The following is a 13,939-nucleotide window of genomic DNA, read 5'->3' on the forward strand; positions in this document are numbered from 1 at the left end:
TCTTGGTCCGCTGTGCGGTTCGCTAGACCCGCATGATGGTCGCCGAGAGGCGCTTCCATACGTTAAGGACGTGGCAGTGGCCTGACAAGGGTCAGGACGCGGTTTCCTCGGTGGCACGCAGATCGACGGGTTCCAGTCGGGCGGGGAGGACGGACCGGGGGATGGGGCCCTTGTTCCGGCGGCCCTGCCCGGTCTCCTCCCACGCGTGGGCCAGGATGCCCACCGACCGGCTGATCACGAACAGGCCTCTGGCCAGCGGCGCGGGGAAGCCGAGCTCGGCATAGATGACGGCCGTGGCGCCATCGATATTCATCGGCACAGGGCGCGCGCCGGCACGGCGCTTCTGCAGGGCGCGCTCGACGGCCAGGGCCGCTTGCAGATGGTCGCCCGCCACGACCCCGGCGGCCACGGCCTCCTCCGTCAACTGCAGGAGGGGATCGCGGCGGGGGTCGACGGGGTGGAAGCGGTGGCCGAAGCCAGGAAGGTATCGCGAACGCGCCTGCCGTAGTGCCATGACCTCAGCGGCGGCTGCGTCCCAGTCCTGGCCCGCCACATGGTGGGTGCGGATCTCCTCGAGCATTTCCACACACTGCTGGCCTGCTCCGCCATGGACGTCACCGAGCATGTTGACGCCGGTGGCGATCGCGTTGTTGAGCCCCACCCCGCAGGTCGCTGCCATGCGCGCGGCTGCGATCGAGGGCGCCTGCGGCCCGTGATCCACGCCTGCCACGAGCGCCGCTTCCAGTAGCGCGGACTGGCGTGGTGAGGGAAGGGCGCCTCGCAGCAGGAGCCATAGGGTGTCCACCAGGCCTACCGAGCCGATCAGTTCCTGTACGGGCCGGTCCCGCAGTTCGATGGAGCCGGGTTCGATGTGGCTGACGGCGGTGGCCCACCACTGTGCGGCCTCGTCGTGGGCGGATGAGGACGCTGAGGTACTCAAGATGCTGTCGCCTCCTTCGTGGCGGTGGCGGACCAGCGCGACGCGAGCTCGTCGCGTTCGTGGTTGTGTTCACCCAGCAGTGGGGGTGGTGTCCGGGGCAGGAAGGCCTCTCCGTCGAAGAGCACTCCGCTGCCGAGGACCGGCAGCGCGATGTTCGAGGCGTCGGGTCGGCGGAGTTCGGCGATGAACCCCCGGTGCCGCAACTGGGGCTGATCGAGGGCCTGCGGGACGGTGAGGACGCGTGCCGCGGGCACTCCGGCGGCGGTCAGCAATCGCTCCCACTCCGCCGCCGGACGCTGTGAGAGCGCGCTGTTCAGGGTCGCGTTGAGTTCTTTGCGATGGGCCTTGCGGCCCTCCCGTTCGACGAATCGAGGATCAGTGACGAGCTCGGGGGCGCCGACAAGCCGGCACAGCGTTTCGAACTGGCGCTGCTGGTTTGCGGCGATGTTCAGCGGCCCGTCCGCCGTGCGGAAAGTGCCGGACGGTGCGGCGGTGGCGTTCTGGTCCCCCATCGGCTCCGGGGGTACGCCGCTGACCATGTAGTTCGAGACGGCCCACCCCATGGCCGACAAGGACGTCTCCAGCATGGAGACATCCAGCCGGCTGCCCTGCCCGGTGCGTTCCCGGTGCAGCAGCGCGGCGCTGACCGCGAGGGCCGCGGACAGTCCGCCGGTGGTGTCGCACACCGGGAATCCGACCCGCAGCGGGGCGGTGTCGGCGGTCCCGGTCACGCTCATCATTCCGGAGAGCCCCTGGATGATCTGGTCGTACGCCGGTGCGTCACTCATCGGCCCGCTCTGCCCGAAGCCGGAGATGGAGCAGCAGACCAGGCGGGGGTTAATCCGGTCCAGCCCTTCCTGGTCGTACCCCATCCGCGAAAGGACACCGGCCCGGAAGTTCTCCAGGAGGACGTCCGCGCCGGCCAGCATCTCCTCGAAGACCTCGCGGTCGGCGGGGTCCTTGAGGTCGAGCTCCACGGACTTCTTGCCCGCGTTCTGCGCCAGGAACGAAGCCCCGATCCCGGCGCGGTTCAGGTCGGCGTCGGGGCCGAGGTTGCGGGCCAGGTCTCCCTGTCCGGGGCGCTCGATCTTGATGACCTCCGCACCCAGGAGCATGAGGTGGTAACTGCAGTACGGACCTGCCAGGACGTTCGTCAGGTCCAGGACTCTTATGTTGTCGAGCGGTCGCGCATCCATGGATAGTGTCTCCTCACGCGGCGCCGGCGGACGGCCCCGCTTTCTGGCACGGTTGTCAGCCCCGCGGTCCCAGGGGGTGGTCGAATCCCTGCGACATGATCTCCGCGGCCACCTGCTTCAGGTCCTGGGCGAACTCCTCCACCGAGCCCTGCGTGATGCGTGCGCTGGGACCGCTGAGGGAGAGCGAGGCGACCACCACACCGGAGGAGGTGGCGAGTGGCACGGCCACGGCCGTGAGGCCGACGTCGCGTTCGCCCTGGCTCACCGCGTATCCCTGCTGCGAGGCCTCGTCGACCCACCCCCGCAGCCGCTCGACGTGCGCCTCGCCGTGGGGCGAGTCCCTCGCGACCCGGTGCATCAGGGCGTCGCTCGCGCCGCTCAACAGCACCTTGGACGAGGCGCCCGCCCAGAGGGGGAGTTCGTCGCCGACACGCACCACGTGACGCAGAGGCTGGGGACTCTCCTGCTGGGCGACACAGACGCGGTGGATGTCGCGCCGGATCATCACGTTGGCCGTCTCCCCGCGCCGGTCGGCCAGTTCGCGCAGCAACTTGATCGTCTCCTGTGGCAACTCCCAGCTTCCGTGGGCGAGATGGGCCCATCTCCACAGCCCCGGCCCGGCGGTGAATCCCGCGTCGGTGGACCACAGAAGCCCGTAACCCTCCAGTGTCTGCACCAGCCGGACCACGGTGGTCTTCGCGAGACCGGTCGCCTCCACCATGGTTCGGAGGGAGACGACAGGCTGCTCCTCGGTGAGCAGCGACAGAATGTCCAGGGCCCGGCGCACACTGCGCACACCGCCCTGTCCTTGCTCGGATTCCATGTTTTCTCCTTCGTACGTCCTTGCCGGGAGAGCCTGCCAGGGATGGCACGAGGTGGGCGCATTCACACGTGCGAGAGCACCGATTTCGGCGGGAAACCTGAGGATTCAACTTCTTTTGACCGGACTCTTGCCAAGCTCAACCGGCGCCCGTACGTTACACGCCAGTCCACAAGGCGGTCTATGCAAACCGCTAGATGGCTTGTCTGGAGAAGTGATGCTGGAAGTCATCCTCAAATCCGTCGCCGATTCGGATGTCGTCGACGCACTGCCCTTCCTAGCCGGTGCATGGTCGGGTGACGGACCGACGGCGGAACGCGCCGGCCCTTACCTGCGGCGCACCGTGAGCCGCGCTCCCACCGCTCTGCCCGCCGAGATCGACCAGGCCGTCGCCGATGCCTGCCGGTACGCTCCTCAGGTTGCCTCGCTCGCCCCGGCGGCACGGGCCGACATCCTGCAGCGCGCCTCGGCGGCCGCTCTGGCCCACCGCGATCGGCTCGCCCAACTGCTGGCCCTGGAACTGGGCAAGCCGGTCAAGGACAGCCGAGTCGAGATCGAGCGGGTCGCCTCGACCTTCGAGGTCTGTGCCGCCGAGGCCCGTCGCATCGACGGGGAGACGCTGCCGGTCGCGGGCTGGAACACCGGTGTCGGCAACAGCGCCTTCACCTACCGCGCACCTGCGGGGGTCGCCCTGGCGATCACGCCCTTCAACGCTCCCGCGAACCTCCTGGCGCACAAGCTCGGCGCCTCGTTCGCCGCGGGCAACACGACCCTTGTGAAGGCCCCGCCGCAGGCGCCGGGCATTTCGGCGGCACTGGTGGCCCTGCTGCTCGACAGCGGACTGCCCCACCAAGCGGTCCAGTTGCTCCACGGCGGAGGCGACGTCGGGGCGGCCCTGTGCGCGGCCACCGAGGTCGACGTCATCAGCTTCACCGGCAGCGCCGCCACCGGCGCGGCCGTAGCCCGTGCCGCCGGCGCCAAGCGCCTGGCCCTCGAACTCGGCGGCAACGCGGCCACCATCGTCTGCCAGGACGCCGATGTCGAAGCGGCAGCCAAGGCATCCGCCCGTACCGGATACAGCAACTCGGGGCAGAGCTGCATCTCCGTCCAGCGGGTCTACGTGCACCGCAGCCGCTACGCCGACTTCCTCGACGCCTTCACCGCCGCGGTCGACACCCTGGTCATCGGTGACCCGATGGACCCGCTGACGGACATCGGCTCGATGGTCGATGAGGATGCGGCCGAACGAGTGGTCCGCTGGTCCGCCGAAGCGAAGGAACTCGGCGCCTCGGTGCTGCGCGGAGGTACGCGCGACGGCGCCACCGCGGCCCCGACCATCGTCGCCGGGCCGCCGCCCAGTGCCTCGGTCGTCGTGCACGAGGTGTTCGGCGCGCTCGTCGCCGTCATGCCCTACGACGACTTCGACACGGTCATCGGTGAGTGCAATGCCAGCCGCTACGGGTTGCAGGCCGGGCTCTTCACCCATGACATCAACCGGATCTTCACAGCTTGGCGGCGCCTGGAGGTGGGCGGGCTCATCGTCAACGGCACCTCCAACTACCGCCTGGACCACATCCCGTTCGGCGGGGTCAAGGACTCCGGGTTCGGACGAGAGTCGCCGCGCTGGCTGATCGACGACTACACCGTCGTCAAAACCCTCATGCTCCGCGGCCTGTCCATCTGGGGCGATCGCCACGACCTCACGGAGGAGAACCAGTGACCACCGTTACCGCTGCCGAAGCCCTTGTCGCCCAACTCGAGTCCTACGGCGTCGAGTACGTGTTCGGAACGTGCGGGCACACCAACATCGCGTTGCTGGACGCCATGGGCCCCAGCTCCATCCACTTCGTGATCGCCCGCCACGAGCAGGCCGCCGCCCACGCCGCCGACGGATACGCCCGCGCCTCGGGCAAGCCCGGGGTGCTGCTCACCCACGTCGGCCCGGGCATGATGAACGCGGTCACCGGTGTTGCCACGGCCGCCATGGACTCCGTCCCGCTCGTGGTCATCTCCGGTGACATCCCCTCCTATTACTACGGCCGTCATCCGCACCAGGAGGTCAACCTCCACGCGGACGCCGACCAGACCGCGATATACCGCCCCTTCTGCAAGCGTGCCTGGCCCGTCCAACGCACCGCCGACCTGCACCGAACCCTGGAACGCGCCTTCTGGACGGCGACCTCGGGCCGTCCCGGTGCCGTGCTCGTCAACGTGCCGATGGACCTCTTCTCGCGGCAGGTCGAGCCCTACGTCCCCGGATCGCACGCCATACCTGAGAGTTCCCTACCCGGCATCACCCAGGAGGCTGCCCAGCGCATAGCCCAGGCGCTTGTGGACGCGGAGCGACCGCTGATCTACTTCGGTGGCGGCCTGCGTACGCGGAAGGCCAAGCAGGCGCTGCTGAGTCTGGCCGACCACCTCGACATCCCGATGGCCCACTCCCTGATGGGCAAGGGGGCAGTCCCCGACCGGCACCCCCTGCTCCTGGGCATGCCCGGCTTCTGGGGGCTGGACTCCACCCACGCCCACACCAAGGACGCCGACGTGGTGCTGGCACTGGCCACGCGCTTCGCCGAGACCGACGCCAGTTCATGGGAGGCCGCGTACACCTGGAACTTCCCACCGAGCAAGCTCATCCAGATCGACATCGACCCGGCCGAGATCGGACGTAACTACCCGGTCGAGATCGGTGCGGTCGCCGATGTCGGGCACGCCGTGCGTGCCATCGAAGCGGCCGTCCGCGCCCTGCAGCCCGAATCCACGCGCCGGCCGGGACTGCGCGAGACGATCGCCGCCAGTCGTGCGGAACTCTTCGACACCGCTGCGGTCAACGGCGCGAGCGACAACTTCCCGCTGCGGCCCCAGCGGATCCTGGCCGACCTGCGGGCAAGCCTGCCGTCCGACGCCATCCTGGTGACCGACGTCGGATGGAACAAGAACGGCGTCGCCCAGTCCTACGACCTGCCGCCCGAGGGCCGCTTCATCACCCCCGGCGGAGCCTCCACCATGGGCTTCGGACCGGCCGCGGCGGTGGGCGTGCAGATGGCGCAGCCGCAGCGCACCGTGGTCGCCCTCATCGGCGACGGCGGGATGAGCGCACAGTTGCCGGCCGTGCCCATGGCCGTGGAACAGGGCCTCCCCGTGATCTTCGCGGTGATGAACAACCGGGCGCACGGCACGATCTCCGACCTCCAGCGCTCCAACTACGGCCGCGGATACGGATGTGACTTCACCGGCCCCGATGGTGAGGCCTACAGCCCCGACTTCGCCGCGTACGGACGCTCCTGCGGGGCCGACGGCTACGAGGTCGAGTCGGCTGAGGACCTGGCCAAGGTGCTCAGCACCGCGGTCGAACGCCGCCGGCCGGCGGTCATCGACATTCCCATGGTCAACGAGCCGGTCCCCACGCCCGGCCACTGGAACATCAACGACATCTACCAGGGCAAGTTCGAGGACGAAGGATGATTCCCATGCGCGCCAGAACCCGTTACACCGTCCCGGCCGTTGCCCTCGGTGTACTGCTCGCCGCATCGGCGTGCAGCGCCCCCGGTGACTCCGGCTCCGACAAGGCCGACGGCAGCGGTCCTATCGAGATCGCTGTGGTGAACGCCCAGAGCGGCCAGCTCGCAGCGCTGGGTGACTGGGAGGCCAAGGGCGCCAAGCTCGCCGTGGACGAATGGAACAAGAAGGGCGGCATCGACGGCCGCAAGATCAAGGTCACTGTCTTCGACGACCAGGGTGACCCCACCACCGGCACCAACATCGCGCGCAAGCTGGACAACGGCAACTACGTCGCGATGATCGGCACGGCCGAGAGTGCCGTCACCGTCGCCATGGCGCCGATCCTCCAGCAGGCGGAGATTCCCAACGTCACCTCCGGCCAGGCCACGGCCCTTGTCGAAGTCAAGAGCCCCTTCCTTTTCCTCAACGGCCCCACCAGCACGACCTACGACTCCACGCTGGCCGACTACCTGGTCACCACGAAGAAGTTCAGGAAGATCGCGATGATCTCCAACAACGGGTCCTACGGCAAGGGTGAGCACGACGCCTTCACCGCCGCGCTCAAGAAGTCGGGCATCACGCCGGTCAGCGACCAGGTGGTCACCACCGACCAGAAGGACTTCAGCGCGTCGCTCTCCCGCATCCGCCAGTCCAAGCCGGACGCCATCTTCCTCGGCGCGGAGGAGGTTCAGGCGGGGCTGATCGTGAAGCAGGCACGTGATCTGGGCATCAAGGTTCCCTTCGCAGGTGCTGCCCCGCAGGGAACCCCGGTCTTCATCGAGACGGCCGGTGCTGCGAACGCCGCGGACACGATCGTCAGCTCGCCCTACCTCAGCAACGAGATCAGTGACGCCAGCCGGGCCTTCGCCACCGCCTACAAGGCCAAGTACAACAAGGACGCCGAACTGCACGGGGCCAAGGCATACGACGGCACCAACATCGTGCTCACCGCCCTGAAGAACAGTGGCCTGGCCACCGGCAAGAAGCTCGCCGACGAGATCCGCGCCACCAAGTACGACGGACTGCTCGGTGACTTCGCCTATGACGAGACCGGCGTCGGCATCTTCGAGACCACCATCGGCGTCATCAAGGACGGAAAGCTCTCCGCAGCTCAGTAGCCAGCCCGTCGAGCCGAGAGCCGGGCTCCTCACCGGCTTCAGGGAGCCACCATGCAAGTCACTCTGCAGACCCTCGTCGGAGGCCTCAGCCTAGGGGCGATCTATGCCTTGATCGCTGTCGGATTCTCCGTCGTCTACCGCACCATGGGCCTGGTCAACTTCGCCCACGCCGACGTCGCGATGATCGGCGCCTACGCCGCCTCCACCTTCTACCTCACCACGCACGTACCGTTCGGCATCGCCATCGTCATCTCCATCGTCGTCACCGGCATCATCGGCCTGGTCATCGAGCGGGTCCTGCGCCCGCTGGAGAACAAGGACTTCGACCTGATGCTGATCGGGACGATCGGCTTCGGCACCGTCCTCCAGGCAGCCGCCACACTCATCTGGGGGACCACGGGACGGGCCATGCCCTCGCCGATATCCTCTGGACCCCTGGACATCATGGGCATCCGCATCCGCACCTACGACCTGATGGTCATCGCAATCACCGCAATGTGCGTGGTCCTGCTCACCTTGTTCCTCCAGCGCACCAAGCCGGGGGCCGCCATGCAGGCAGTGGCCATGGACCACGAAGCTGCCACCGCCGTCGGCATCCACGTCGGCCGCAGCAACGCCCTCGCCTTCGCGATCGGAGCAGGCATCGCGGCCCTCGCCGGCAGCCTCGCCGGACCCATGCTCTACGTCGACGCCACCCTCGGCGGCGCACTCGGCGTGAAGGGATTCGCCGCCGCGATGCTCGGAGGATTCGGCAGCATCCCCGGAGCGGTGGTGGGAGGCCTGGCCATCGGGGTCCTCGACTCCTACGCGGGCGACCACTTCCAGGGCTACTCCGTCCTGGTCACTTTCCTGGTCTTCACCGTGGCCATCATGATCCGGCCGACAGGCATCTTCGGCGAGAGGACGGTGAGCAGGGCGTGAACATCCTCAAATCCAAAGCGTCGCTCATCCTGCTGGCGTGCGTAGCCGCCTTCCTGCTGCCGTACGGCCTGAACGGCTACTCGATGCACGTGGTGGACATCGCGATCATCTTCGCCCTCCTCGCCGTCGGTATGGGGCTCGTCATGGGCGTCGCGGGCCAGATCAACCTGGCCCAGGTCGCCTTCTTCGGAGTCGGCGCCTACACCACCGCGATCCTCACCACCCACTCCGGATACGGCTTCTGGACCGCGGCGTTCGTCGGCCTGGTGGCCACGGTTCTGGTGGGCCTGCTCGTAGGGCTGCCGGCGTTGCGCATGCAGTCGCACTACCTCGGCATCGTCACCCTCGGCCTGGCACTGGGGTTCGTCAACTGGATCACCAACGCGGAGATCACCGGTGGCGCGGACGGCATCACTGGTATCCCCGTCCCGCCGCTCTTCGGGATCGACCTCGCCGACGAGTACATGTATTACTACCTGGAGATCGTGGTCTTCGGGCTCGCGCTCGCCTTCGGAACCTTCGTCGTACGGACCCGGCTCGGGCGCAGGCTGCGGGCCATGCGGGACGACGCCCTTGCGGCCGGCGCCATGGGCGCGGAAATTCCCCTGCTGCGGATGACAGCGTTCCTGCTCGCCAGCGTGTACGGCGGAGTGGCCGGCATTCTCTACGCGGGCCTCATCCGTTACGTGGCCCCCGAGACCTTCAGCCTCAGCAACATGTTCCTGCTGCTGGCGATGGTCATCATCGGCGGCCGGCGCAGCCTCGTCGGTTGTGTCGTGGGCGCGGTCGGCCTCGTACTGGTCCGGGAGGCTCTCGTCGACTTCGCCGTCTACGCCCAGCTCGGCTACGGCGTAGTCGTCGTCCTCATGGTGGTCTTCGCTCCGACCGGCCTCGCCGGGATCCCCGAACGAATCAGGGAAGCCATCAGCCGCCGCACGAAGAACGACGATGTACGCGCCGCAGAGCTGGGGCCCTATCTGCCCAGCGCCGCCCCCGCGGATCAGGCGCGCGATGCGGGAGCCGGCAGCGGGCCGGCATTGGAGATCAGCCATGTCACCAAGCGGTTCGGTGCGCTGACCGCGCTCAACGACGTCACCCTGACGGTGGAACCGGGAGAGATCCGTGGCATCGTCGGCCCCAACGGGTCCGGCAAGACGACACTGTTCAACGTGATCAGTGGGCTGTACCGGCCCTCCGCCGGCCGGGTCGCCGGTGTCGGCCGCGACATCAGCCGTGCACGCCCGTACCAGCTGTCCTTGGCGGGAATGGCGCGCACGTTCCAGAACCTGCGCCTCTTCTCCCAGATGACGGTCCGCGAGAACGTTCTCGTCGTCCTCGACCGGTCCCGCACCAGCACGGTCTGGCAGTACGCCGTATGGCCTGTCGGTGTCCTCTCCAACGAACGCCGGCTGCAGGCGGAGGCAGACCGCATCCTGAAGGAGTACGGGCTCACCGCCTTCGCCGACGCGCACCCGCAGTCGCTCCCCTACGGCATCCAGCGCCGCATCGAGATCGCGCGGGCCATGGCGGGACGGCCCAGCTTGCTTCTCCTGGACGAGCCTGCGGCCGGTCTGAACGGTGAAGAGGTCGGACAGCTCTCCTCGATCGTCCGCTCCATCCGCGACCAGGGCATCACCGTTGTCCTCATCGAGCACAACATGGGACTGGTCATGTCCCTGTGTGAACGGATCACCGTCCTCGCGGCCGGCAGTGTCATCGCGGAAGGGACGCCCGCCGAAGTGGCGGCGACCCCCGAAGTCATAGAGGCGTACCTCGGCGACTCAACGCCGGCCGACATACCCGTTCATGCTGCACCGGAGGTTCCGCGATGACCACCACCGCCGCCCAGCCCTCCGCATCCGGCACGGGCACCGACAGTCTCGCTGTCACCGACCTGACCGTTCATTACGGGGGAGTCTGCGCGGTCAGATCGGTAGCCCTGAGTGTCGCCCCGGGCGAGTCCATGGGGATCATCGGCTCAAACGGCGCCGGCAAAACCTCCACGCTCAAGGCACTCATGGGGCTCATCCCGCGCAGCAGCGGCCGGATCACTCTCGGCGACACCGATCTCAGCAAGGTACGAGCTCGGGACATGGTCCGGCACGGTGTCGGCTATGTCCCGGAAGGCCGGCATGTATTTCCCGGGCTCTCCGTCAAGAAGAACCTGCTGCTCGGCGCCTACTGCCGGTCATGGAAGGGAGAAACGCGCGACACACTCGCGCACGTGTATGACCTCTTCCCGATTCTGCGAGACTTCCGGAGCCGGGCGGCCGGCGACCTGTCGGGCGGACAGCAGCAGATGCTGGCCATCGGCCGGGCGCTCATGTCCAGGCCGAGGCTCTTGTTGCTCGACGAACCCTCGATGGGGCTCTCCCCGAAGCTGATCGAGAACGTTCTGGACATCCTCGTCCGCCTGCGGGGCGAAGGGCTCGGTCTCCTGCTGGTCGAACAGAACGCCAAGCTGACCTTCGGGGTCACCAGTCACTGCCTGGTGATGGAAAACGGCTCTGTGGCGATGTCCGGCACGTCCGCTGAGCTCGCGCATGACGAGCGGGTCCGGCAGATCTACCTCGGGCTGTGAGCCGGCCCGAGCGCGAGCCACAGTATCGGCGGACCGCACGCCTGGACTGATCCTCGACCGGCCGCCAGGCAAGCGGTTGGTCGAGGCACGGGCCGCGAAGGCGGCTGCCATTTCCCAGCACCTCAGCACCTCGATAGAACCTTGACCTCTGCTGCTACCTGCCTCGACGGCCGGCCGTCCGAAGGGCGGATGGCCGTCCGAAGGGCGGTTGGCCGTCCCCACGTTCGGATCCACGCCGTGCCGTCATTTCTGATCCACATCACAGAGCCGGCTGATCACCAACCGCCTCCGGGAAACCGTCGACTTACGCTGTCCTTGGAGATCAACGAAGCCAGGGGTGATCTCGACCAGCCGTCACCGCTGTCCGGGCTCGATCCACAGCATCGGGCAGCGGACGCGGGCGTGTTCGTGCTTGCAAGGTGTCCCGTAGGGGCGGCCCAGGGGTGTCCAACTCGACCTTGCGTAGCGCAAAGTGTCGCTGGAACTCGCTCCGTTCCTCATTCTTCGGGTTAGTGGTGGAGTCGGGGAGTGGAACTGTCTGAATGCCTACTGGATGATGCCGCGCGCGGCGTGGATGAGGTCGGCATTGGTCTTCGCCGTCGTCCCGTCCGGTAGCTGGAGTACGTCTTCCAGGCCGATCCGCATGTCCAGCTCAAGGGAAGCGGCCATCTGCAGGATGGCCCAGGCGGCGTTGTCCTCGCCGTGGAGGAGGATCGACGTGTTCGTGGCGGAGCGGAGTTCTTCCAGAAGTCCGGCCGCTGCACGGGTCGCGGTCTGCGGGCTGGTGTCTGTGATCTCGGCCAGGATGCGCAAGACGCGGTGGGAGTCCGGCCAGCTGAGGAAGCGCTGTGCTGCTTGTGTCCCGGAGTAGATGCCCGCTTCGATGCCGATACCCCGGTCCAGCAGGGTGGTGGCGACCGTGGCGGCGCCCTCCTCGTGCCAGTTCACGGAAGCGTGATCCGGGAGCACGGTCCAGGAACGGACCTGCGAAGCGCGCTCTGCAGGGTCCGGTGTGGTCCAGGCCCCCGTGGTGACGCCGACGGGTGTGCCCGGGACGACAGCCCGCACGGCTGTGAGGGCCGCGGCGACGGCGCAGGGCTCCAACGTGTCCTCACCGTCGAAGTTCTTGGGGTGGAGGTGGATGTCCTGAGCTCCGGCGGCAACGGCCGTGCGGGCTGCCGTCGCCAGCTCCTGCGGGGTCACGGGCAGGTGCGCGCATTCGGCGGGGACTCTGGCACCGTTCAGACAGACTTGCAGCATGAGCGCGATCTTCTCAGGTAGGTCTGACAGAGGCGCCGTGCCCATGATGGTGTTCAGGCACCAGGACCGGCCGCAGATATAGTTGGGCCGAGGCCCGCCGCCGGGAGGGCGAGGGCCCGAGCGCGCCCCGAAGGCCCCTTCGCTTCCGGTCCGTTGGGTATGTCCGTAGCGAAACCAACGGCTGTCCTGAGGGCAACCTTGTGGCCCCATGCGTAGTCATACCGGCGTGACCTCCCACCTGATCCTGCGAGGCCGTGGCACCACGGCCCATTTCGAAGGCCGGTCCGTCCTGCTGGAGCAGAACGGCACCCACAGGCGCATTCCGGTGCGGGCGATCCAGGAGGTACGGGCGGCCGGGGCCAGGGGCGACACTGCCGAGATCGAGCTGATCAGCGCTGGGGGTGATCCCACGGTCTTCGTGGTGACTCGTTCCTCCCCGGCGGCCGTGACGGCGTTCGTCTCGGCGGTGACCTCGGTGCTGCCCGAGCGACGTGTTCCTCGCGACGGTATGGAGCTGGTGAGCGAGGAGACGTCTGCGCCCCCGGCGTGGCGGCTGTTCTTCACACGGCACTCCGGAGCGGTCGCGGCGGCCGTGTGCGCGGTGGTCGTCTGGGCCGCCCTCGTCGTTTACGTCGCGGCGACGGGAGAGCCGGGCCAGTGGCTCATGCCGCTCTTCGGGGCGCTGATCCTGCTGGCCGCGGGCCGCTATCTGCAGCTGGCCGGCGGCATCATCCGCGACCACTGGTCCACCCGTCGTAACGGCATCACGGTCGCCGCGACCTCCGCAGGACGAAACAGCGCGCGCAAGGAGATCTGGCGGTTCACCGATGCGGAGGGCCGGGCACGCACCTACGTCGGCAGCGGGAGGATCGTCAGTCGCGACCCGCGCAGGATCGAAGTGCGCTACGACCCACGCCACCCCGACAAGCTGTACGCCCCTCAGCCGGTGCTCGTATACGTGGTGGTCGGGATCGTCGTGACCCCCATGCTGGCGGGTCTCCTGGCCCTGGGGTTGTGGCTCACACTCTGGCAGTTCGTAGACGTGCTCATGAGCTGACCAGGCTGGGCCGCACCGCGAGGAGGCCCGGACTGTCGCCGTTGGCCTGGTGCCGCATCAGGCGATGTTGACCCTGTCGGTGACACCCACTGCACACACGGCCCGCCGGGCCGTGCTCTCGCCCTTACCGTCCAACTGCTGCGCTACCAGTCCGATGCCCCGCTGCGCCGCAGGTGACTGTGACTGCGGCGACGAACAAGGTCGAGGCGTTCAACTGCTTCTCCCGGGGGATCGGTTTCGGCAAGGGCGGAGTCATCACCGACAACGACCCTGTCGAGCATGAGTAGACCGCGAAATTCAACGCTCTGCTCACGAACGCGGTCATCTTCCACAACGCCCTGGACATCGCCGAGATAGTGCGCCAGCACCAGGAGGACGGCCACACCGTCGACACCGAGGATCTGGCCCACATCTCGCCATACCTGACCGAGTCCATCCGCCGCTTCGGCGAATAGTCCACCCACGAACTGGGGCCTTGAGCCTGAGGCGTACGACCCGCACCTGGACGTCGACTCCAGTCCGCTGCGCGGTGTCAACCCACCCGG

11 protein-coding genes and 1 pseudogene are annotated in these 13,939 nt (G+C 67.8%); 8 read left to right on the forward strand and 4 right to left on the reverse strand.

What is annotated here, in order from left to right; all coding sequences use genetic code 11:
- Positions 1–91: 91 nt before the first annotated feature.
- From ACFWFI_RS12550 to ACFWFI_RS12560, 3 genes are read right to left on the reverse strand one after another with little or no spacing between them, the layout of a single operon-like run.
- Positions 92–940, reverse strand: a complete 849-nt coding sequence (locus tag ACFWFI_RS12550; RefSeq protein ID WP_387388391.1) for a citryl-CoA lyase — start codon at positions 938–940, stop codon at positions 92–94.
- On the reverse strand, positions 937–2,136 hold the full coding sequence (locus ACFWFI_RS12555; RefSeq protein ID WP_387388394.1) for a CaiB/BaiF CoA transferase family protein: 1,200 nt from the start codon (positions 2,134–2,136) through the stop codon (positions 937–939). Before ACFWFI_RS12555 ends, ACFWFI_RS12550 begins: the two co-directional genes overlap by 4 nt.
- A gap of 55 nt (positions 2,137–2,191) precedes the next feature.
- On the reverse strand, positions 2,192–2,959 hold the full coding sequence (locus tag ACFWFI_RS12560; protein WP_387388396.1) for an IclR family transcriptional regulator: 768 nt from the start codon (positions 2,957–2,959) through the stop codon (positions 2,192–2,194).
- Between the two features lie 214 nt (positions 2,960–3,173).
- Here ACFWFI_RS12560 and ACFWFI_RS12565 point away from each other — a divergent pair, with 214 nt between their 5' ends.
- From ACFWFI_RS12565 to ACFWFI_RS12590, 6 genes are read left to right on the forward strand one after another with little or no spacing between them, the layout of a single operon-like run.
- Complete coding sequence (locus tag ACFWFI_RS12565) at positions 3,174–4,676, forward strand: aldehyde dehydrogenase family protein (protein WP_387388398.1); 1,503 nt, start codon at positions 3,174–3,176, stop codon at positions 4,674–4,676.
- Complete coding sequence (locus ACFWFI_RS12570; protein WP_387388400.1) at positions 4,673–6,421, forward strand: thiamine pyrophosphate-binding protein; 1,749 nt, start codon at positions 4,673–4,675, stop codon at positions 6,419–6,421. Before ACFWFI_RS12565 ends, ACFWFI_RS12570 begins: the two co-directional genes overlap by 4 nt.
- 5 nt (positions 6,422–6,426) lie before the next feature.
- The gene (locus ACFWFI_RS12575) at positions 6,427–7,575 is read left to right on the forward strand and encodes an ABC transporter substrate-binding protein (RefSeq protein ID WP_387388403.1); all 1,149 of its coding nucleotides are present in this window, start codon (positions 6,427–6,429) and stop codon (positions 7,573–7,575) included.
- A 51-nt stretch (positions 7,576–7,626) separates the two neighbouring features.
- The gene (locus ACFWFI_RS12580) at positions 7,627–8,496 is read left to right on the forward strand and encodes a branched-chain amino acid ABC transporter permease (RefSeq protein ID WP_387388405.1); all 870 of its coding nucleotides are present in this window, start codon (positions 7,627–7,629) and stop codon (positions 8,494–8,496) included.
- Positions 8,493–10,328 carry a branched-chain amino acid ABC transporter ATP-binding protein/permease gene (locus ACFWFI_RS12585; RefSeq protein ID WP_387388407.1) on the forward strand — a complete coding sequence of 612 codons (1,836 nt, stop codon included), beginning with the start codon at positions 8,493–8,495 and terminating at the stop codon, positions 10,326–10,328. Before ACFWFI_RS12580 ends, ACFWFI_RS12585 begins: the two co-directional genes overlap by 4 nt.
- On the forward strand, positions 10,325–11,077 hold the full coding sequence (locus ACFWFI_RS12590) for an ABC transporter ATP-binding protein (RefSeq protein WP_387388410.1): 753 nt from the start codon (positions 10,325–10,327) through the stop codon (positions 11,075–11,077). The genes ACFWFI_RS12585 and ACFWFI_RS12590 overlap by 4 nt, the downstream gene beginning before the upstream one ends.
- A 546-nt stretch (positions 11,078–11,623) precedes the next feature.
- Here the strand turns inward: ACFWFI_RS12590 and ACFWFI_RS12595 are convergent.
- On the reverse strand, positions 11,624–12,337 hold the full coding sequence (locus ACFWFI_RS12595) for a 3-keto-5-aminohexanoate cleavage protein (protein WP_387388413.1): 714 nt from the start codon (positions 12,335–12,337) through the stop codon (positions 11,624–11,626).
- A 226-nt stretch (positions 12,338–12,563) separates the two neighbouring features.
- Between ACFWFI_RS12595 and ACFWFI_RS12600 the strand changes: the two genes are divergently transcribed.
- Both ACFWFI_RS12600 and ACFWFI_RS12605 read left to right on the forward strand, forming a co-directional pair.
- Positions 12,564–13,394, forward strand: a complete 831-nt coding sequence (locus ACFWFI_RS12600; RefSeq protein WP_387388415.1) for a DUF3592 domain-containing protein — start codon at positions 12,564–12,566, stop codon at positions 13,392–13,394.
- A gap of 302 nt (positions 13,395–13,696) precedes the next feature.
- Positions 13,697–13,849, forward strand: a pseudogene (locus ACFWFI_RS12605) (Tn3 family transposase); the annotation flags it as partial.
- Positions 13,850–13,939 lie beyond the last annotated feature (90 nt).

It is taken from the genome of Streptomyces sp. NPDC060209, assembly GCF_042728155.1.
GTDB lineage: Bacteria > Actinomycetota > Actinomycetes > Streptomycetales > Streptomycetaceae > Streptomyces.